The 19,514-nt window shown below is 71.8% G+C and carries 19 protein-coding genes; 8 read left to right on the top strand and 11 right to left on the bottom strand.

Features of this window, described 5'->3' with window-relative positions; genetic code table 11:
* Window positions 1-12 precede the first annotated feature (12 nt).
* Complete coding sequence (locus OG798_RS14985; protein WP_121416621.1) at window positions 13-1,347, bottom strand: serine-threonine protein kinase; 1,335 nt, start codon at window positions 1,345-1,347, stop codon at window positions 13-15.
* A 110-nt stretch (window positions 1,348-1,457) separates the two neighbouring features.
* Window positions 1,458-2,720 carry an exo-beta-N-acetylmuramidase NamZ family protein gene (locus OG798_RS14980; protein ID WP_328757192.1) on the bottom strand — a complete coding sequence of 421 codons (1,263 nt, stop codon included), beginning with the start codon at window positions 2,718-2,720 and terminating at the stop codon, window positions 1,458-1,460.
* Between the two features lie 251 nt (window positions 2,721-2,971).
* Here OG798_RS14980 and OG798_RS14975 point away from each other — a divergent pair, with 251 nt between their 5' ends.
* Genes OG798_RS14975 through OG798_RS14965 form a run of 3 tightly spaced genes read left to right on the top strand, consistent with a single transcriptional unit; the run spans window position 2,972 to window position 6,032 of the window.
* Window positions 2,972-3,736, top strand: a complete 765-nt coding sequence (locus OG798_RS14975) for an SDR family oxidoreductase (protein WP_067365143.1) — start codon at window positions 2,972-2,974, stop codon at window positions 3,734-3,736.
* Window positions 3,733-5,394, top strand: a complete 1,662-nt coding sequence (locus OG798_RS14970; protein ID WP_328757191.1) for a class I adenylate-forming enzyme family protein — start codon at window positions 3,733-3,735, stop codon at window positions 5,392-5,394. The genes OG798_RS14975 and OG798_RS14970 overlap by 4 nt, the downstream gene beginning before the upstream one ends.
* 44 nt (window positions 5,395-5,438) lie before the next feature.
* A complete protein-coding gene (locus OG798_RS14965) occupies window positions 5,439-6,032 on the top strand; it encodes a TetR/AcrR family transcriptional regulator (RefSeq protein WP_054231210.1) in 594 nt (197 codons plus the stop codon).
* Between the two features lie 164 nt (window positions 6,033-6,196).
* Here the strand turns inward: OG798_RS14965 and OG798_RS14960 are convergent, their stop codons facing one another.
* The 7 genes from OG798_RS14960 to OG798_RS14930 form a co-directional block, all read right to left on the bottom strand.
* Window positions 6,197-7,411 carry an acyl-CoA dehydrogenase family protein gene (locus OG798_RS14960; RefSeq protein ID WP_054231104.1) on the bottom strand — a complete coding sequence of 405 codons (1,215 nt, stop codon included), beginning with the start codon at window positions 7,409-7,411 and terminating at the stop codon, window positions 6,197-6,199.
* A gap of 6 nt (window positions 7,412-7,417) precedes the next feature.
* Window positions 7,418-8,440 (bottom strand): phosphotransferase family protein, encoded by a 1,023-nt coding sequence (locus OG798_RS14955; protein WP_095855526.1) that lies wholly within the window; start codon window positions 8,438-8,440, stop codon window positions 7,418-7,420.
* A gap of 132 nt (window positions 8,441-8,572) precedes the next feature.
* The gene (locus OG798_RS14950; RefSeq protein ID WP_095855527.1) at window positions 8,573-8,869 is read right to left on the bottom strand and encodes a hypothetical protein; all 297 of its coding nucleotides are present in this window, start codon (window positions 8,867-8,869) and stop codon (window positions 8,573-8,575) included.
* A 101-nt stretch (window positions 8,870-8,970) separates the two neighbouring features.
* Entirely contained in the window at window positions 8,971-9,309 is a 339-nt protein-coding gene (locus OG798_RS14945) for a DUF202 domain-containing protein (protein ID WP_121416624.1), read from the bottom strand.
* A complete protein-coding gene (locus OG798_RS14940; protein ID WP_054231108.1) occupies window positions 9,306-9,698 on the bottom strand; it encodes a YidH family protein in 393 nt (130 codons plus the stop codon). The genes OG798_RS14945 and OG798_RS14940 overlap by 4 nt, the downstream gene beginning before the upstream one ends.
* Window positions 9,699-9,730: 32 nt before the next feature.
* A complete protein-coding gene (locus tag OG798_RS14935) occupies window positions 9,731-10,252 on the bottom strand; it encodes an NUDIX hydrolase (protein ID WP_095855529.1) in 522 nt (173 codons plus the stop codon).
* 78 nt (window positions 10,253-10,330) lie between these two features.
* Window positions 10,331-11,224, bottom strand: a complete 894-nt coding sequence (locus tag OG798_RS14930) for a DMT family transporter (protein WP_095855530.1) — start codon at window positions 11,222-11,224, stop codon at window positions 10,331-10,333.
* A gap of 310 nt (window positions 11,225-11,534) precedes the next feature.
* Between OG798_RS14930 and OG798_RS14925 the strand changes: the two genes are divergently transcribed.
* From OG798_RS14925 to OG798_RS14905, 5 genes are all read left to right on the top strand, one after another.
* Entirely contained in the window at window positions 11,535-13,190 is a 1,656-nt protein-coding gene (locus OG798_RS14925) for an FAD-binding dehydrogenase (protein ID WP_095855531.1), read from the top strand.
* Window positions 13,191-13,519: 329 nt separating this feature from the next.
* Window positions 13,520-14,479, top strand: coding sequence for a hypothetical protein (locus OG798_RS14920; RefSeq protein ID WP_257016888.1), 960 nt, complete (start codon window positions 13,520-13,522; stop codon window positions 14,477-14,479).
* A gap of 44 nt (window positions 14,480-14,523) precedes the next feature.
* The gene (locus tag OG798_RS14915) at window positions 14,524-16,089 is read left to right on the top strand and encodes an APC family permease (RefSeq protein WP_097226355.1); all 1,566 of its coding nucleotides are present in this window, start codon (window positions 14,524-14,526) and stop codon (window positions 16,087-16,089) included.
* A 136-nt stretch (window positions 16,090-16,225) separates the two neighbouring features.
* Window positions 16,226-16,987: a molybdopterin-dependent oxidoreductase gene (locus tag OG798_RS14910; protein ID WP_095855534.1), complete on the top strand. Its 762-nt coding sequence runs from the start codon at window positions 16,226-16,228 to the stop codon at window positions 16,985-16,987.
* Window positions 16,971-17,606: a cytochrome b/b6 domain-containing protein gene (locus OG798_RS14905; protein WP_267061367.1), complete on the top strand. Its 636-nt coding sequence runs from the start codon at window positions 16,971-16,973 to the stop codon at window positions 17,604-17,606. Before OG798_RS14910 ends, OG798_RS14905 begins: the two co-directional genes overlap by 17 nt.
* Window positions 17,607-17,659: 53 nt before the next feature.
* Here OG798_RS14905 and OG798_RS14900 read toward each other — a convergent pair whose 3' ends face one another.
* Both OG798_RS14900 and OG798_RS14895 read right to left on the bottom strand, forming a co-directional pair.
* Window positions 17,660-18,688: an L-idonate 5-dehydrogenase gene (locus tag OG798_RS14900; protein ID WP_267061366.1), complete on the bottom strand. Its 1,029-nt coding sequence runs from the start codon at window positions 18,686-18,688 to the stop codon at window positions 17,660-17,662.
* Between the two features lie 39 nt (window positions 18,689-18,727).
* Window positions 18,728-19,486, bottom strand: coding sequence for an SDR family oxidoreductase (locus OG798_RS14895; RefSeq protein WP_267061365.1), 759 nt, complete (start codon window positions 19,484-19,486; stop codon window positions 18,728-18,730).
* Window positions 19,487-19,514 lie beyond the last annotated feature (28 nt).

Here is a 19,514-nt window from a genome sequence, read left to right as displayed (position 1 = left end):
CCCGGCGGCGGGTCATCGAACGCGGCCCGCCGCCAGCACCACCTGGGCCAGCTCCCGGTGGCAGATGTCGCTGTGGGCCCCGCTCGGGGGGCCGCCGCGGTTCACCACCGCGCACGCGTCGACGTTCACGCACCCCGACACCGGAAGCTGCGCGCGCAGCGCGTCGGCGAGCGTGAACGTCTTCGTGCCCTCCACCGCCTGCACCCCGTCGTGTCCCATCGCGCCCCAGCGGGCGCCCAGGAGGTGTCCGGGGTCGAGGTCCAGCCCCAGCACCGAACGGTCGTCGTCCGCCATCCGGGAGGCCAGCGGGTAGATCGTGCCGAGCGCCGTGTCGAAGTGGGAGTAGCAGCACACCAGGGGGCCGTCGACGCGGCTCTGCAGGCCGTGCAGCGCGCCGCTCGCCCGCGGGTCGCCGGGCAGCGACGCCGCGAACGCGTAGTGCGAGAAGGCCCCTTGGAGCAGGGTCACGGACTTCACCGTGCGCACGCCCTCGGGCAGTCCGCGCAGCGCGAAGGAGACCAGCCGTCCGCCGAAGCTGTGTCCGACCAGATGCACCCGCACCCCGGGCGCGGCGGTCGCGAGCTGCCCGAGCGCGCGCCCGAGCCCACGCTCACCCACCGTGCCCGCGCGCCGCTTCATGGCGTAGTAGGTGGCCTGGCGCAGCAGTTCACGCGCCCCGTCCCAGGGCCGCGGCAGCGCGAAGGTCTCGCCGGAGGCCGTCATCCCGGCCAGCGCCTCGGCGAACTCGCCGCACACCGTGGCCGTGTCCCCGAAGAGCATCGCGGAGTCGCCCTGCGGCACGCCCTCCGCGAGCGTGTCCGCGGCGAAGGCGGCCTGCGGTCCCTGTGGCGGTACCTCCACGAGCAGCCGCACCAGGCGTCCGAACTCCTCCAACGAGGCTCCCTCGTCCGGCTGTTGGTCCAGCAGGCGCGCGATCTGCTCGACGACCGTCGCCCGGCCGGGGAACACCTCCAAGAGCGCGTGCCGGGTGTCCTTGTCGAGCGCGGCGCGGGCGGCGGCGGGCACGTCGGCGGGGACGGCGGCGGCCACCGACCGGGGAAAGTCGGGGATCGGTTCGTCCGAGAACCGCATCGAGGGCCACACCACACCGACGTAGCCCAGACGCGCGTGCGGCGCGAGACCCGGCACGGGCGCGAAGAACTGGCTGTAGAGGCGGGTCGCGACGGAACGGTCGTTGTTCCAGCCGTGCGCGAAGACGATCAGATCACGCACTCCGCGCCGGGGCACCTCCGCGAACAGCCGGTCCCTTTCCCGGCCGTCCACGTCCCCGTCCGCGTCGAAGGTCAGCTCCCAGTAGGGAGAAACACTGACTGCCGGATCCGCCATGGCAAGCCCCCTCGTCCCCCGAAGGCGGTGCGATGTGGGCGCATCGTCCTACCGGGGGCGAAGATTGGCCATACGTCACGACTCAACCGCGGAAAAGAAGTTCTTTCCGCTCATCCGTAAAGAAGATATTCCTTCCGGATCTTTTGGAAGGCCTTCAGCTCGTCCTGCCAGGCGGCCACGACCTCGTCGGTCGTCGCCCCCGCGTCGATCATCGTGCGCACCTTGGCGGAGCCGGTCAGCTTGTCGATCCAGTGGTCCGAGCGCCAGGCGAAGCCGCTCCAGACCTTCTTGGCGGTCACCAGGAGGGCGATTCCGGTGCGGACGGGGTCGTACGCGGCCCGGTCGTGCACATGGATCTGCACGCCGCCGATCGTCTTTCCCTGGAACTTGGAGAAGGTCGGAGCGAAGTACGCCTCCCTGAAGCGCACGCCCGGGACCTTGAGCCGGTTCGCCTCCAGAGCCCATCGGCCGTCGATGCCCTCCGCGCCCAGCAGCTCGAACGGACGGGTCGTGCCGCGCCCCTCCGACAGGTTCGTCCCCTCGAAGAGACACGTTCCCGAGTACACCAGGGCGGTGTCGGCCGTCGGCATGTTCGGGCTCGGCGGCACCCAGGGCAGGCCGGAGGCGTCGTAGAAGTCCGACCGCTTCCAGCCCGACATCAGTACGGTGGTCAGGTCCACCGGCGCCGCCAGGAACTCCCCGTTGAACAGCCGCGCGAGCTCCGCCACCGTCATCCCGTGCGCCTGCGCGATGGGCTGCCGCCCGACGAACGTCGCGAACTCCTTGTGCAGCACCGGTCCCTGGGCGGCCCGTCCGGTCACCGGGTTCGGCCGGTCCAGCACCACGAAGCGCTTGCCCGCGAGCCGGGCCGCCTCCATGCAGTCGTACAGCGTCCAGATGTACGTGTAGAAGCGCGCGCCCACGTCCTGGATGTCGAAGACGACGGTGTCCACGCCGGAGGCGGTGAAGACGTCGGCGAGAGGCTTGCCGCTCTTGAGGTACGTGTCGTAGACCGGGAGTCCGGTCGCCGGGTCGTCGTAGCGGCCCTCGGAGCCGCCGGCCTGCGCGGTGCCGCGGAAACCGTGTTCCGGGCCGAAGACGGCGGTCAGCTCCACGTGGGGGTCGGCGTGCATGACGTCGACGATGTGGCGAACGTCTCTGGTGACACCGGTGGGGTTCGTGACGACGCCGACACGCCGGCCGTGGAGGGCGGCGTAACCGGACGCCTGGAGCTGCTCGAAGCCGGTACGGAGGGGGTCGGCATGGGATGTCGTCGTGGTGGGGGTGGTGCCGGTGGTGGGGGTCGCCGCGAAGGCGGCGGTGGCGGTGGCCGTGGCGGTGGCCGTGAGGAGGGCTCGGCGGGAAGGGCGCATGGGGGGACCTCCGTGATCGCGGAAGGCTGGCACCGGCACGTTAGGCGCTCCCGCGGATGGTTCGTAAGCGGCGGGCCGTAAGTGGCTGGTCGCGCCCCGCGGCGGAGCCGCATATGTCAGAGCCCCGCGCCCCTGAAGGGGCGCTCCTGCGGGTCGGAGCTGCCAAAGGGCCCTTCCCCTGCTACATACCGACTGGTTAGTCTGGGGTCGCAGCTGAGCCGTGTTGTGTCGCGTCGTGTCGAAGGAGACCGATGGTGGAAGCCGTGCAAGATGCGGGAGTGGTCGTCACCGGGGCCGGAGGCGGTATCGGGGCCGCGCTGGCCCGTCGTTTCGCCGCCGAGGGGGCCCGGGTCGTCGTCAACGATCTGGACGCCGCCAAGGCGAAGGCCGTGGCCGAGGAGATCGGGGCGATCGCGGTTCCCGGCGACGCGTCCGCGATCGTGGCCGAGGCCCGGGACGCCCTCGGGGGCACCATCGACGTCTACTGCGCCAACGCGGGCCTCCCCTCGGGCGGCAGTGAGTCGGCCGACGAGAAGGTCTGGGCGCTCGCCTGGGACGTCAACGTGATGGCGCACGTCCGGGCGGCCCAGGAGCTGCTGCCGGCCTGGCTGGAGCGCGGCAGCGGCCGGTTCGTCTCCACCGTCTCCGCCGCCGGACTGCTCACCATGATCGGCGCCGCGCCCTACAGCGTCACCAAGCACGGCGCGTACGCCTTCGCCGAGTGGCTGTCGCTGACGTACCGCCACCGCGGCGTGAAGGTGCACGCGATCTGTCCGCAGGGCGTGCGCACCGACATGCTCGACGCCACCGGCAGCGCGGGCGACCTGGTCCTGCAGCCCACCGCCATCGAGCCGGAGGCCGTCGCCGACGCGCTGTTCGCGGGGATCGAGGAGGACCGCTTCCTGATCCTGCCGCACCCCGAGGTCGCCGGGTACTACCAGGTGCGGGCCGCCGAACCGGACCGCTGGCTGACGAACATGAACCACATCCAGCAGAAGTGGGAGGCGACCCGGTGACCACCTACGCCGACCGGCCCTGGGTGGCCCTCCTCAATGACGCCCAGAGCGGCCCGGTGAGCCCGGCCGACTCTCTGGTGCACGCCCTGCGCGGCGCCGTGGCGGACGCTCCGGACCGCGCCGCGCTCGCCTACTTCGACGGGCTGCTGAGCTACCGCGAGGTGGACGAGCTGAGCGACTCGGTCGCCGGGCACCTCGCCGCCCGCGGTCTGGAGCGCGGCGACCGCGTCGCGATCCTGCTCCAGAACTCCCCGCACTTCGTGCTCGCGCTGCTCGGCGCCTGGAAGGCGGGCGCGACCGTCGTGCCGGTCAACCCGATGTACAAGTCGGGCGAGGTCCGCCACGTCCTGCACGACGCGGACGTACGTGCCCTGGTGTGCTCCGACCGCGCGTGGGAGTCGTATCTGCGCGAGACGGCCGCCGACTCGGCCGTGAGCGTCGTCCTCACGGCGTGTGAGTTGGATTTCCAGACGCGGGGCGACGCACGGGTGCTGACCTTGGAGCGGCTGCCGCAGGCCGCGGACGCCGACGATCTGGTGGCGGTCGCCCGGGCGGGCCACAAGGCCCCCGCGGGGCGTGACGCGGAGCCCTCCGACATCGCGCTGATCAGCTACACCTCGGGGACGAGCGGCACCCCCAAGGGGGCCACCAACACGCACGGCAACATCATGTACAACGCCGAGCGGCAGCGGACGGGCCTCGGGCTGCCGGAGGCGCCCGTCTACTTCGCGATGGCGCCCCTGTTCCACATCACCGGGATGGTCTGCCAGCTCGCCGCCTGTCTCGACAGCGTGGGCACGCTCGTCCTCGCCTACCGCTTCGAGGCGGGGGTCGTCCTCGACGCGTTCGCCGAGCACAGGCCGCTGTACACGGTCGGCCCGTCGACCGCGTTCATGGCACTCGCGGCGCATCCGGCGGTCACGCCGGACCACTTCGCCTCCTTCGTGAACATCTCCTCGGGCGGCGCGCCACTGCCGCCGGCCCTGGTGGAGAAGTTCCGGGCCGGATTCGGGCCCTACATCCGCAACGGCTACGGACTCACCGAGTGCACCGCGCCCTGCGCCTCCGTACCGCCGGGCCGGGAGGCTCCCGTCGACCCGGTCTCGGGCACGCTGGCCGTCGGTGTGCCGGGCCCCGACACGGTCGTACGCATCGTCGACGACCAGGGCCAGGAGGTGCCCTTCGGCGAACAGGGCGAGATCCTCGTACGAGGCCCCCAGGTCGTGCCCGGCTACTGGCGCCGCCCCGAAGCCACCGCCGAGACCTTCCCGGACGGTGAGCTGCGCACCGGCGACATCGGATTCATGGACCCCGAGGGCTGGCTCTACGTCGTCGACCGCAAGAAGGACATGATCAACGCGTCCGGCTTCAAGGTGTGGCCCCGCGAGGTCGAGGACGTGCTCTACACGCACCCCTCGGTCCGGGAGGCGGCCGTCGTCGGCATCCCCGACGGCTACCGCGGCGAGACCGTGAAGGCCTACATCAGCCTGCGGCCCGGCGCGGACGAGGACCCCGACGCGCTCGCCGCGTACTGCAAGGAGAGACTGGCCGCCTACAAATATCCGCGGCATGTGGAGATCCTGCCCGAGCTGCCGAAGACGGCGAGTGGCAAGATCCTGCGACGGGAACTGCGTTCCCGTCCCCAGGACTCCCAGTAGACGACGCGTTTCACCGGACAACGCTTGAAAGGCAGGTGGCGGCAGTGCCCAGGACGACGGACGGAGACGGTACGCCCGTCCCGCAGCGGCTCTTGGCCGCCGCCACCAGGCTCTTCGCCGAGCAGGGCTACGACCGCACATCCGTGCAGGAGATCGTGGAGGCGGCGGGCGTCACCAAGGGCGCGCTGTACCACTACTTCGGCTCCAAGGACGACCTCCTGCACGAGGTGTACGCGCGCGTGCTGCGGCTTCAGCAGGAGCGGCTGGACGCGTTCGCCGATGCCGACGCGCCGGTCGAGGAGCGCTTGCGGGGTGCCGCCGCCGACGTCGTCGTCACCACGATCGACAACCTCGACGACGCGGCGATCTTCTTCCGCTCCATGCACCACCTCAGCCCCGAGAAGGACAAGCAGGTGCGCGCCGAGCGCCGCCGCTACCACGAACGCTTCCGCGCGCTCGTGGAGGAGGGCCAGAAGAAGGGCGTCTTCTCCACCGCCACCCCGGCCGACCTGGTCGTCGACTACCACTTCGGCTCGGTGCACCACCTGTCGACCTGGTACCGCCCCGACGGCCCCCTCACCCCCCAGGAGGTCGCCGACCACCTGGCCGACCTGCTGCTGCGGGCGCTACGTCCGTAGTTCTGCCCCAGACCCCGTCCGCGCAGTTCCCCGCGTCCCTGAAGAGGGGCGCGGGGAACTGCGCGATCTTTTGCGGGGGTCTGGGGGCACAGCCCCCGGGGGCCGGGAACGGGTAGGGGCGGCGGGGGCGAAAAAGCCCCTCACCGCCCCACCGGACCGGACGGTCACACGTACTTCTTGATCTCCCGTCGCGCCAGCGACCGCTGGTGCACCTCGTCCGGGCCGTCCGCGAGCTTCAGCGTCCGCGCGCTCGCCCACAGCTCGGCCAGCGGGAAGTCCTGGCTGACACCGCCCGCGCCGTGCAGCTGAACCGCCTTGTCGAGGATGTCGACGACCGTGCGCGGAGTGGCGATCTTGATGGCCTGGATCTCGGTGTGGGCGCCCCTGTTGCCGACGGTGTCCATCATCCAGGCGGTCTTCAGGACCAGCAGACGCAGCTGTTCGACGGCGACGCGCGCGTCCGCGATCCAGTTCTGGACCACGCCCTGCTGGGCGAGCGGCTTGCCGAAGGCCGTACGGGACACGGCCCGGCGGCACATCAGCTCGATCGCCCGCTCGGCCATGCCGATCAGCCGCATGCAGTGGTGGATGCGGCCCGGGCCGAGCCGCGCCTGGGCGATGGCGAAACCGCCGCCCTCCTCGCCGACGAGGTTGCTCACCGGGACGCGGACATGGTCGAAGACGACCTCCGCGTGCCCGCCGTGGGAGTGGTCCTCGTAGCCGTACACCTGCATGGCGCGCCGGACTTCGAGCCCCGGGGTGTCGCGCGGGACCAGGACCATGGACTGCTGGCGGCGGATGTCCGGCCCGTCCGGGTCCGTCTTGCCCATCACGATGAAGATCTTGCAGTCGGGGTTCATCGCCCCGGAGATGTACCACTTGCGGCCGGTGATCACGTACTCGTCACCGTCGCGTTCGATGAGCGTGGTGATGTTGGTGGCGTCGGAGGAGGCCACCTCCGGCTCGGTCATCGCGAACGCCGAGCGGATCTCACCGGCGAGCAGCGGTTCCAGCCACTGCTTCTTCTGCTGCTCGTCGCCGAACTGCGCGAGCACCTCCATATTGCCGGTGTCCGGCGCGGCGCAGTTCAGCGCGGTGGGCGCCAGGTGCGGGCTGCGGCCGGTGATCTCGGCGAGCGGCGCGTACTGGAGGTTGGTCAGCCCGGCGCCGTACTCCGCGTCGGGCAGGAAGAGGTTCCACAGGCCCTGCCTGCGGGCCTCCGCCTTCAACTCCCCGACCACGGCGGGCGTGTCCCACGGCGAGGCCAGCCGGGCGCGCTGCTCCTCCGCCACCGCCTCCGCCGGGTAGACGTACTCGTCCATGAAGGCGAGCAGCTTCCCGCGCAGTTCCTCGGTACGCGCGTCGAATGCGAAGTCCATCTCGGATCAGCCTTCCTGAAGAGTGGTCAGACCGTGCTCGATGAAGAACGGGACCAGTTCACCGATGCGGTCGAAGCCGGCGCCGACCGTCTGGCCGAGCGTGTAGCGGTAGTGGATGCCCTCCAGGATCACGGCGAGCTTGAACCAGGCGAACGCCGTGTACCAGGCGACGTCGGACACATCGCGCCCCGAGCGCGCGGCGTACCGTTCGACGATCTCGGCCGGGTCCGGGTGCCCGGCCGCCGAGGCGGTCGTGCTGATGGGGGAGTCGGGCAGGTCCAGCGGCGCGCTGTACATCACCAGCAGGCCCAGGTCGGTGAGCGGATCGCCGAGCGTGGACATCTCCCAGTCCAGGATCGCCTTGATCCGGTCGTCCTCGCCGATCAGCACGTTGTCGAGCCGGTAGTCGCCGTGCACGACGGAGGGCGCGGGGGAGTGCGGCAGCTCACGGCCGAGGGCGGCGTGCAGTTCGTCGATCCCGGCGAGCTCACGGTTCCTGGAGGCGTCCAGCTGCTTGCCCCAGCGGCGCAGCTGCCGGTCGAGGAAGCCCTCGGGGCGCCCGAAGTCGGCGAGGCCCACGGCGGCGGGGTCGACGGCGTGCAGTTCGACGAGCGTGTCGACGAGCCCGAGCACCGCGTCCCGGGTGCGCTCCGGGCCGAGCGGGGCGAGCTGCTCGGCGGTGCGGTACGGGGTGCCGACCACGAACTCCATGACGTAGAAGGGCGCGCCCAGCACCTCGTCGTCCTCGCACAGCAGGACCGGACGCGGTACGGGGACGGCGGTCGGGTGCAGCGCGCTGATGACGCGGTGCTCGCGCTTCATGTCGTGCGCGGTGGCCAGTACGTGCCCGAGAGGGGGCCGTCGGACGACCCAGCTCGTGGTGCCGTCCGTGACCGCGTACGTGAGGTTCGACCGTCCGCCCTCGATCAGCCGGCCGGTCAGCGGGCCGTGCACCAGACCGGGCCGCTCGCCGTCGAGCAGGCCGCGCAGTCGGTCGAGATCGAGACCTGGCGGGTGGTCGGGACTCATCATTTCTCCTGCACGCCGGGAAACGGGACGTGACCATGATGCCGACCAGTCGGTATGTCGTCCAGCGCCCGGACGAAACGTGATCGGCGTCTCCCTCCGGGAGCCGGGGGAGACGCCGGGGCGTGCTTGTCTCTAGTGGTCGTCCCAGTGGCCGTCGTGCTCGGCGTGGCGGTGGCCGTCGTGCAGGTAGTCGACGTGGTCGCCGTGCGCGACCGCCGGGTGCCCGCAGCCCTCGCCGTGCCGGTGGCCGTGCTCGCCGTGCGCCGTGTGGCCGCTCGGCTCGCACTCGTCCCAGTGTCCGGAGTGCTCCCGGTGCAGATGTCCGTCGTGCGCGTAGTCGACGTGGTCCCCGTGCGGCACGGCGGTGTGCCCGCAGTCCGGGCCGTGGGTGTGCGCGTGGGTCGGATGCTCCAGGTGAAGGGTGGTCATGGTGCTCACCTTCGTGAGTGGCGTGAAATGACGGCTCAGGCTAGCGCCAGAAAGATCCGCATTCGTAGCCATTTGCATCGTTACGCCCCATTTGATCCCGCTCAGAACACCAGTGCCACCGCGCACACGGCCAGGGCGACCGTGCACAGGATCGCCGCCGTCGCGTGCCGCGGTGCGAGCGCGGGCGGACCGTCGGTGCCGGGCGTCGCGAGCACCCGGATGCGCCGGTGCGCGAGCGCCAGGAAGCCCAGCCACAGCGCGCAGCACAGGGCGCAGGCCGCCGCGTCGATCGCCGACGGGCCGCCGTGCAGCGCCGCCTTCGCCGCGAGGACCGCGGCGACGGTGCTCGACAGGGTCGTACGCCGCCACGCGAGCCGCGTGCGCTCCGGCTGCAGCCCCGGGTCCCGCTCGGGGCGGTGCCGGGGGCCGGGCGCGGTCACCCTTCCCAGCCGACGAGGACGACGACGACCATCGCGACGGCCACGATCGCGACGGCGATGCTCAGCAGTGCCGGGAAGCGCGACACGGGAAGGTCCTCCCCGCGGCGCATCGCGCGCTCGCAGCGCACCCAGTGATTGACGGCGCGCAGCGAGCAGAGCACGCCCGCCGCCAGCAGGGCCAGCGCGAGGCCGACCCGCCAGCCCCAGCGCAGGTCCGGCAGGAACTGATCCACGGCGAAGCCGCCGCCGATCAGCGCCAGCGCGGTGCGCAGCCAGGCGAGGAAGGTCCGCTCGTTCGCCAGCGAGAACCGGTAGTCGGGCGTGACGCCCTCCTGCCGGACCTCCTCGGGCGCGAACCACAGCCGGACGTTCCGCACGAATTCGATCACGCCATCGACCCTACCGGGGCCCGTCGGGGGGCTCAGTCGGTGCCCGTCGCCCGGTAGTCCTTCAGGCGCTCGTACGCCGCCAGGCCGTCTGGCACCCACGTCCAGTCCGTCAGGTGCCGCTCCACCTCCTCCTCGGTGAGGAAGTCGTGCCAGGCGACCTCCTCCGTCTGGGGGTTCACCGGGAGCTCGCAGCGGACCTCGTAGACGGCCGACCACCAGCTCTGGCCGGAGCCGTTGTCGTAGAGGAACTTGAAGAGAGGGACGGGCTCGGGGAGCCCGGAGACCCCGAGTTCCTCCTCGGCCTCGCGCAGGGCCGCGCAGTCGTAGGACTCGCCCGCGCCCACGACCCCGCCGACGAACATGTCGTACAGGGAGGGGAAGACGAGCTTGGTGGGCGTGCGGCGGTGGACGAAGAGGCGGCCCCGGGCGTCCCGGGCCTGGATGAACACGCAGCGGTGGCGAAGACCGCGCGCATACGCCTCGCCGCGCGGGGACTGCCCGATGACCACGTCGTTCTCGTCCACGATGTCGAGGATCTCGTCAGCGGCGCTCATGGCCCCATCCAAGCAGCCGCCGGCACCGGGCGCGGTGCGCGCCGTCCCTGCGGCCCGACGCGGCGCCGTCGTACGCCCTCAATGCGGCTGGAGGTCCCGTACCGACTCGGTCTTGGTGGTGCCCGACGGCATCGCGGGGTGCATGCCCAGCAGGACGATTCCCGCCACGATCGCCGCGAGCCCCGCCGCTTCCCAGGTGAGTGCCCCCACGTCCGTGTGCAGCTTGTCCCCGAGGAAGCCCACGCCGCACACGATTCCGGCCAGCGGCTGGGCGGCGGTGAGCGCGGGCAGCGACATCCGCAGCTCCGCCGTCTCGAAGGCGCTCTGCACCAGCACGAGGCCCGTCACCCCGAGCGCGAGCACCCCGTACGGCTGCCAGCCGGTCAGCAGCTCACTGAAGCCGCCGGCTCCGAACCGCTCCCCGCTGACCCGGGTGAGCGCGTCCTGCACGCCGTACAGCATCCCCGCGGCCAGCGCGAGCAGGACGGGCGCCGCGGTCATCCGGGAGCGCTTGGCGTAGGTGGTGAGCAGCAGCGCGAGCCCGATCATGATCCCGATGATCAGCCAGTGCCGCAGCGGATCCGTCACCGAGTCGCCGCCCTTGGGCTTGCCCGCCACGATGAACGCCGTGACCCCGCCCGCGAGCAGGAGGAGCCCCGCCCAGCCCTGGCGGCCCAGCGGGTGCTTGGTCTGGTGGCGGGTGAGCGCGAGCGCGAAGAGCAGATTGGTCGCGAGGAGGGGTTCCACCTGGGAGATCTCGCCCTTGCCCAGGGCGACCGCGCCGAGGACCATGCCGCACACCATGAGCCCGATGCCGCCCAGCCAGCGGGGCACCCGGATGAGGTCGAGCAGCAGGCGCCAGGAGAGGAAGTCGCTCAGCGGGGCGTGTGAGGCGGCGTTCTGCTGGAGCACGAAACCGAAGCCCAGACAGCAGGCCGCGCTCACCGAGAGGATCAGAACGAGAACCGACACGCTGGGTACCTCGATACGTTCGGGTGAGCACGGGTCACGGTCGCGTATTGCCGCCGACTGTAGTGCCATCGACCGGGCCCTGCCCACGGGAGTACCCGGAACCGGGCAGTTGACTCGGTCACTCTTCTTGCCGAAGGATCTGACCGATCAGTAACAACGGCCGGTCGAGCGGCGGCCCCGCCTGTTCGACCGGTACCGATGACTGATGTCTTCCGTACCACTGTCTCATCAACCCACGACGATGCCGCCGGCTCGTGACGAAGCCGACAGAAGCCGACCGGAAACGTCGGCAGGCCGAGAGGACGGGCCCATGGCCTACGACGCAGATGTGATCGTGATCGGAGCGGGCCTCGCGGGGCTCGCCGCGACCGCGGAGCTCGTCGACGCGGGCCGCAAGGTGATCCTCCTCGACCAGGAGCCGGAACAGTCGATCGGCGGCCAGGCCCACTGGTCCTTCGGCGGACTCTTCTTCGTGAACTCGCCCGAGCAGCGCCGGATGCGGATCAAGGACAGTCACGCGCTCGCCCTCCAGGACTGGATGGGCACGGCCGGCTTCGACCGGGCCGAGGACCACTGGCCGCGCCGCTGGGCCGAGGCGTACGTGGACTTCGCGGCCGGTGAGAAGCGGTCCTGGCTGCACCAGCAGGGGGTCCGCTTCTTCCCGGTGGTCGGCTGGGCGGAGCGCGGCGGCTACGACGCCAACGGCCACGGGAACTCCGTGCCGCGCTTCCACATCACGTGGGGGACCGGGCCCGGAGTGGTCGCGCCCTTCGAGCGGCGGGTACGCGCCGGGGTCGCCCGGGGGCTCGTCCAGCTCAAGTTCCGCCACCGGGTGACCGGGCTGTCCCGCAGCGCGGGCACCGTCGACACGGTCACCGGGGAGATCCTGGAGCCGTCCGGCATCGCGCGCGGGCAGGCCAGCAGCCGTACCGTCGCCGGGGCGTTCGAGCTCAAGGCGCAGGCGGTGATCGTCACCTCGGGCGGCATCGGCGGCAACCACGACCTGGTCCGCGCTAACTGGCCCGAGCGGCTCGGCACGCCGCCCGAGAAGATGGTCGCGGGCGTCCCCGCGCACGTCGACGGCAAGATGCTCGCGATAGCCGAGGAGACGGGCGCGCACCTCATCAACCGCGACCGCATGTGGCACTACACCGAGGGCATCCAGAACTGGAACCCCATCTGGGAGAACCACGGCATCCGCATCCTGCCGGGCCCGTCCTCCCTGTGGCTGGACGCCCGCGGGAACCGGCTCCCGGTGCCGCTCTTCCCGGGCTTCGACACCCTCGGCACGCTCGAACACATCATGAAGACCGGATACGAGTACACGTGGTTCGTGCTCGACCAGAAGATCATCGGCAAGGAGTTCGCGCTCTCCGGCTCGGAACAGAACCCGGATCTGACCGGCAAGTCGATCAGGGACGTGATCGGCCGGGCGCGCGCCGACGTACCGGGCCCCGTCAAGGCGTTCATGGACAACGGCGCGGACTTCGTCGTCGAGAAGGATCTGGGCGCCCTGGTGCGCGGCATGAACGCCCTCACCAAGGAGCCGCTGATCGACGAGGCCGCGCTGCGCCGCGAGATCGTCGCGCGCGACCGGGAGATCGCGAACCCCTTCACCAAGGACCTCCAGGTGACGTCGATCCGCGGAGCCCGCAACTATCTCGGGGACAAGCTGATCCGTACGGCCACCCCGCACCGCATCCTGGACCCCAAGGCGGGTCCGCTCATCGCCGTCCGCCTCCACATCCTCACCCGCAAGAGCCTCGGCGGCCTGGAGACCGACCTCTCCTCGCGCGTACTGACCGAGGGCGGCGACCCGCTCTCCGGCGTGTACGCGGCAGGCGAGGCGGCCGGTTTCGGCGGGGGCGGAGTCCACGGCTACCGCTCCCTGGAGGGCACCTTCCTCGGGGGCTGCCTCTTCTCCGGCCGCACAGCGGGCCGAGCGGCCGCCGAGGCGGTGAGCTGACCCTCGGAAAAGTCCCCACATTTTGCTCCGGTGGGCCCGGCTCCGCAGGGGACCGTTCCGTGGTCGGGTTTCAGCCGTGCCCCGGACTGCGGGGAGCCGGGGCCCGGGTGCGGCCCGGCCCCCGCGGGGAGTCGGGCTCGCCCCGGAGAGAGCCGTCCCACCAGCCCGTTCCCGTCCCGAAGAGCGTGCGAGGGAACATCAACTCTGCGCCATTCAAGGGAAGTTGCACCGTGCAGCGGATTGACCGGGCCTTGACGTAAACCCTCAGCCAAGGGTTTGCTTTGCGTGATCACCCCTTGACCAGCCGCGTCTGTGAGGAACCGCCCGCGGTGTCGCCACCCCCGCCACCCCCTCCTCCCCTCGGCCGCGGCCGCAAACGCGCGGTCCACGCCTTCGACGCCGCGCTCGACGACTCCGAACTCGTCGCCGCGCGCGCCTCGTTGGCCCAGGGGCGATGGACCGCGGTCCGCGCACTGCTCGCCGCCACCGGCGACGACTGGGACCGCCGCGGACACCGCGTCACCGTCCTCGCCCAGGAGCCCGCCGCCCTCGCCTGGGCCCGTGACTGGCAGCTCGCGGAACCCGAGTCCGCCGACGCCGCCGTACTCCTCGCCTGCGCCACCGTCCAGCGCGCCCTGCACGGCAAGGACCGCCCGGAGCGGGCCCGCGAGGCCTGCGACGCCGCCGCCGCGCTCGCGCCCGCCGACCCGACCCCCTGGCTCGGCCTGCTGATCCTGGAGCGTGCGCGCGGCACCGAGGGCGACGTGGTCCGGCTCTTCGACGAGGTGCGCCACCGCTACCCCGAGCACCACCACGCCCACCACCTGATGGTCGCCCGGCTCGCCGAGCGCCGCGCCGAGGCCGGTCAGGACCCCCTCCACGAGGTCTACGACTTCGCGAACTGGGCGGCCGAACAGGCGCCCGCCGACTCTCCGCTCGCGATGCTGCCCGTCGTCGCGCACGCCGAGCGCTACCGCGTGCTGGCCGCCGCCGGCAGCGAGTCCACCGACCCCGCCGCCTCCGGGCACTGGGTCGGACGCCGGGCCCGCCAGGTGATGAAGGCCGCCTTCGACTGGTGGCTGGAGTGGGAGCGCGAGGACCACCCCCGCCGCCACCTCGACCTCAACTTCCTCGCCCACGCCAAGTTCTGCGAGGGCCGGGGCGCCGAGGCCGCCGCCCTGTTCCACCGCATCGGCCCGCACGCCACCCCCGAGCCGTGGTCGTACCCGGACCGCGACCCGTACCAAGCCTTCCGTGCCGCCCGCGACAGCGCCCTCGGCACGGTGTGACCCCACCCACAAGAAGTCGAGAAACCCGAAAGGACGGCCCCGCGATGACGACGGGCAGTTCGAGCACCTCGAGCAGTTCGCACACGGGTAGACCCGCCACGGCCGGTGGCGCCATCAGCACCTTCAAGGGCCAGGACCGCGCCCTGCACGCGGGCCGGCTCGGCACGGGAGGTCTGCTGCTCTCCGTCCTCGCGGCGACCGCCCCCCTCATGGTGGTCGCGGGTGTCATGCCCACCACATTCGCGGTGATGGGCATCGTCGGACAGCCGCTGCTCTTCGTCATCCTCGGCGTGGTGCTGGTGCTCTTCAGCGTCGGGTACGCCGAGATGAGCCGCCACGTCCACAACGCGGGCGCCTTCTACGCCTACGTCGCCCGCGGTCTCGGCGGCACCGCGGGCGCCGGCGCCGCCACGGTCGCGCTCGTCGCCTACAGCGCCCTGCAGTTCGGCATCTACGGCGTCTTCGGCTTCGAGGTCTCCGGGCTGTTCGCCACCTACGCCGACGTCGAAGTCGCCTGGTGGATACCGGCGCTGATCGCCGTCCTCGCCGTCGGCGCGCTCTCCTGGCTGAAGATCGACGTCAACGCGCGTGTACTCGGCGTCCTTCTGGTCGTCGAGGTGGCGCTCGTCGTCATCTTCGACATCGCCGCCGTCGCCGACCCCGCCAAGGAGGGCCTCTCCCTGCACGCCTTCAACCCCGACACGCTCACCGGGGCGGGCGTCGGCACCGCGCTGTGCTTCTGCATCGCCGCCTTCACCGGCTTCGAACAGGCACCGGTGTACGCCGAGGAGACCAGCCGCCCGCACATCCTCGTCCCGCGCGTGATGTTCCTGGCGATCGGCTTCGTCGCCGTCTTCTTCGCGCTCAGCTCCTGGGCGCTGACCGTCGCCGCGGGCCCCTCCGGGATCGTCGGGGCGGCGCAGAAGCAGAACGCCGGACTGCTGTTCTTCCTCACCGAGTCACGTCTTGGGGGCACCTTCACCGACGTCCTGCACGTCCTCTTCGTGACCGGCATGTTCGCGGCGCTGCTCAGCTTCCACAACGTCGTCGCGCGGTACGCCTTCGCCATGGGCCGGGAAGGACTGCTGCCCTCCGCCTTCGGCCGGACCACCGGCACCAGCGGCGCGCCCGGCACCGGCTCGCTGCTGCAGACCGGCGTCTCCGCGATCGTGGTGATCGCGTTCGCCGTGACCGACGACAAGCCCACCGGCGACCCGACCGCGCCCGTACTGCACCTGTTCACGTGGGCCGGCAACGTCGGCGCGCTCGGCGTCATCCTGCTGATGGCGGCGGCCTCGCTCTCCGTGATCGTCTTCTTCGCCCGCCGCGGAGCCGCCCGCGCCCAGGCCTGGCGCCTGGCCACCTCGGCGATCGCGGCCGTCGCCCTCCTCGTGATCGCGGGCTACACGGTCAAGGACTTCGACGTCCTGGTCGTCGCCGGTCCCGACTCCGCGCTCAGCTGGCTGCTGCCCGCCCTGATCGCGGCCGCCCTGGTCGTCGGCCTGGTGCAGGGCCTGGTGCTGCGCTCCCGCAAACCCGAGGCGCACGCCCGTATCGGCCTGGGCAACGAGGCGTTCCAGCTGGACAAGGCGGCGGAGTCCACCCCCTGACCTCGATCCGGGGCCCCGATCCGGCGCCCGGATCCGGGGTTCCTGGTCTGAGAAGCGTGTGAGAAGTGGTTACGGAAGTCTGACGAGCACCCGCTGCCGCTGGCCTCAAGGGGGTCGCGGGTGCTCGTATAGGTGGGTGAACCCTGAACAGTCCCCACGGCGGGGACCGGACCGGCCCCGGGAACGCCCGCCGGAGGACCCGGAAGCCTCCGGTGCGCCCATCGGCCGCCGGCTCCTGCTCGGCACGCTCGGACTCGGTGCCTTCGGCGTGCTGGCCGCGCCCACCCTGCAGCGCGGCCTGGAGTCCCTCTTCGCCGACGACCCCACGGGGCTGACCGGCCTGCTCCCCAACGGCGGCGGTTTCCGCTACTACTCGGTGACCTCCTCCGTCCCGCACAAGGACGCGTCGAACTACCGCCTCACCATCGACGGCCTGGTCGACCACCCGCGCAGCTACACGCTGGCCGACCTCAAGGCCCTGCCGCAGACCCGGATCGTGCACGACGTCCAGTGCGTCACGGGCTGGCGGGTGCCCGGCACCCCCTTCGAAGGCGTACGGCTGTCCCATCTCCTGGACGCCGCCGGGGTCCAGACGAAGGGCCGCGCGATCCGCTTCACGTGCTTCGACGGGGCGTACACCGAGAGCCTCACGCTCCAGCAGGCCCGGCGCCCCGACATCCTGGTGGCCCACCGCATGCAGGACAAGCCCCTCGGCCACAACCACGGCGGCCCGGTCCGCCTCTACGTCGCCCCCATGTACTTCTACAAGTCCGCCAAGTGGCTCTCCGGCATCACCGTCACCGAGGACGTCCGTCCCGGGTACTGGGAGGACCGTGGCTACGACGTGGACGCGTGGGTCGGCCGTTCGAACGGACGCGACGATGCACCCACGAGTTGACGACACCCCGACCCTCGCCGCGCCCGCGCCGCGCGTACGGCGCTTCAGCCACGCCGAGCGCTGGGTGCACCGCGTGACCGCCCTGCTGATGGGGATCTGCGTGGCGACGGCGGCGTGCCTGTACCTTCCGATGTTCGCCGAGCTCGTCGGCCGCCGTGAGCTGGTGGTCAGGATCCACGAGTGGGCGGGCCTGATGCTCCCGGTACCGGTCCTGGCGGGCCTGGTCTCCCGCGCCTTCCGCGCGGACCTGGGCCGCCTCAACCGCTGGGGCCCGCACGACCGTACGTGGCTGCGCGCGGCGCTACGACGGGACCGGCGCCCTTCGTCCCGACCCGCGGCCAAGTTCAACGCGGGCCAGAAGACCTACGCCGCCTGGATCACCGGCGCGACCCTGGTCATGCTCGGCACCGGGCTGCTGATGTGGTTCACCCACCTCGCCCCCCTGATGTGGCGGACCTCGGCGACCTTCGTCCACGACTGGCTGGCGCTCACGATCGGTGTCGTCCTCGCGGGCCACATCGGCATGGCCCTCGGCGACCCGGAGGCCCGCCGCGGCCTGCGCACGGGCTCGGTGAGCCGCGAGTGGGCGGAGCGCGAGCATCCCCTCTGGCGGCCCTAGCCCATGTCGGGTGTGTCGGGGGACTGCTGCGGCCCCCGGCACACCGCCTAGCCCTACTGGACCTCGAAGTCCAGCAGTACCTTGCACGAGCGGCTGCGGTCCGCGGCCAGGGTGAACGCCGACTCCGCCGCGGCGAGCGGGACCACCGCGCTGACCAGGGAGTCGAAGCGCGGCTCGGCCGCGAGCAGGACCAGCGCGTCGTCGAACTCCTCGTCGAAGCGGAACGCGCCCCGCAGCTCGATCTCCCGGCTCACCACCAGGTTCCCCGCGAACGGGCTCTGTCCCGGCGGCAGCATGCCGAGCTGGACGACGACCCCGCCGCGCCGCACCAGGCGCAGGCAGGTGTCGAGGCCCGCTGCCACCCCGGACGCCTCGACGGCCACGTCGACCTCCGTCGGCCACCCGGGATCGGCGGGATCGTCGGCCCGTACCACCGCGTCCGCACCCGCCGCGACGGCGTACGACAACGCCTGCGGCAGCAGGTCCGTCACGGTCACCCGGGCCGCGCCCGCGGCCTTCGCGGCGGCCACCACGAGACAGCCGATGGGCCCGGCCCCCGTCACCAGGACATGCCGGTCCTGCACCGCACCGGCCCGTCGGACGGCGTGCAGCGCCACCGAGAGCGGCTCGGCGAGCGCCGCCCGCCGCAGCGGGAGCCCCGCGGGCAGCTCCCTCAACTGCCGGGCGGGCACCACCACTTGGGCGGCGAACCCGCCCTGCACATGCGGGGTGCGCGCCGCGCTGCCCAGGTAGCGGGTGTCCCGGCAGACGTTCGCCCGCCCGTCGGCGCACTCCGGGCACACCCCGCACGGGGTCGCCGGGTGCACCGCCACGGCCGTACCCGGCGCGGGACCGGTGGCCCCGTCGCCGTACGACAGCACCGTCCCCACGACCTCGTGGCCCAGCACCATCGGCTCGCGCAGCCGGAAGTCCCCGACGCCGCCGTGCCGCCAGTAGTGGAGGTCCGACCCGCACACCCCGCCGTACCGGACGGCGACGAGTGCCTCGCCGGGCCCGGCGGAGGGGACCGGCAGTTCGTCGACCCGCAGGTCACCCTGCCCGTGAATCACACAGCCGAGCATCGTCAGGCCCCTTTCACCGCGTTCACCGGGCGGTCCGCTTCACAGCACACTCGTCATACCGCCGTCGACGTACAGCACCTGCCCGCTCACGAAGTCCGCCGCGGGCGAGGCGAGGAAGAGCACCCCGCCGACGAGGTCCTCCGTACGGCCCCACCGGCCGGCCGGGGTGCGCCGCCGCACCCAGGCGCTGAACTCCTCGTCCTCGACGAGGGGCTGGGTCAGCTCCGTCTCGATGTAACCGGGGCCGAGCCCGTTCACCTGCACCCCGTACTGCCCCCAGTCCGCGCACATGCCCTTGGTGAGCATCTTCAGCGCGCCCTTGGTGGCCGCGTACGGGGCGATGCCCGGACGGACGACCTCGCTCTGCAACGAGCAGATGTTGACGATCTTGCCGTGGCCGCGTTCCGTCATCCGTCGCGCCACCTCGCGGCCGACCAGGAACGCGCTGGTCAGGTTGGTGTTCAGGATCCGGTGCCAGTCGGTGTCCGTGAACTCCAGGAGCGGGGCCCGCAGTTGCATGCCCGCGTTGTTGACGAGGATGTCGAGCGGGCCCACCCGGTCCTCGACGTCGGCTATTCCGGCGGCCACCGAGGGGCCGTCCGTGACGTCGAAGACCGCGGTGTGGACGTCGCCGGGCAGCTCCGACGCGGCCTGGGTGAGCCGGTCGGCGTCCCGCCCGTTGAGGACGACCGTGCAGCCCGCCTCCAGGAGCCCGCGGGCGAGCGCGAACCCGATGCCCCGGCTGGAGCCGGTGACCAGGGCCCTGCGACCACTGATGTCGAACAGAGGGTGGCTCATCCCCGTACTCCCGTCTCTCATCCTCGTA

The organism is Streptomyces sp. NBC_00271, from assembly GCF_036178845.1.
Lineage (GTDB): Bacteria > Actinomycetota > Actinomycetes > Streptomycetales > Streptomycetaceae > Streptomyces.
The sequence above is the reverse complement of the archived record's forward strand: the minus strand, read 5'-3'. Positions and strand labels throughout refer to the sequence as shown.

What these genes read in the sequence shown, in the direction of transcription:
- OG798_RS14985 (WP_121416621.1), bottom strand. Translation starts at nt 1,347, where the DNA reads ATGGCGGATCCGGCAGTCAGTGTTTCTCCCTACTGGGAGCTGACCTTC.
- OG798_RS14980 (WP_328757192.1), bottom strand. Translation starts at nt 2,720, where the DNA reads ATGCGCCCTTCCCGCCGAGCCCTCCTCACGGCCACCGCCACGGCCACC.
- OG798_RS14975 (WP_067365143.1), top strand. Translation starts at nt 2,972, where the DNA reads ATGGTGGAAGCCGTGCAAGATGCGGGAGTGGTCGTCACCGGGGCCGGA.
- OG798_RS14960 (WP_054231104.1), bottom strand. Translation starts at nt 7,411, where the DNA reads ATGGACTTCGCATTCGACGCGCGTACCGAGGAACTGCGCGGGAAGCTG.
- OG798_RS14955 (WP_095855526.1), bottom strand. Translation starts at nt 8,440, where the DNA reads ATGAGTCCCGACCACCCGCCAGGTCTCGATCTCGACCGACTGCGCGGC.
- OG798_RS14950 (WP_095855527.1), bottom strand. Translation starts at nt 8,869, where the DNA reads ATGACCACCCTTCACCTGGAGCATCCGACCCACGCGCACACCCACGGC.
- OG798_RS14935 (WP_095855529.1), bottom strand. Translation starts at nt 10,252, where the DNA reads ATGAGCGCCGCTGACGAGATCCTCGACATCGTGGACGAGAACGACGTG.
- OG798_RS14925 (WP_095855531.1), top strand. Translation starts at nt 11,535, where the DNA reads ATGGCCTACGACGCAGATGTGATCGTGATCGGAGCGGGCCTCGCGGGG.
- OG798_RS14915 (WP_097226355.1), top strand. Translation starts at nt 14,524, where the DNA reads ATGACGACGGGCAGTTCGAGCACCTCGAGCAGTTCGCACACGGGTAGA.
- OG798_RS14905 (WP_267061367.1), top strand. Translation starts at nt 16,971, where the DNA reads ATGCACCCACGAGTTGACGACACCCCGACCCTCGCCGCGCCCGCGCCG.
- OG798_RS14900 (WP_267061366.1), bottom strand. Translation starts at nt 18,688, where the DNA reads ATGCTCGGCTGTGTGATTCACGGGCAGGGTGACCTGCGGGTCGACGAA.
- OG798_RS14895 (WP_267061365.1), bottom strand. Translation starts at nt 19,486, where the DNA reads ATGAGCCACCCTCTGTTCGACATCAGTGGTCGCAGGGCCCTGGTCACC.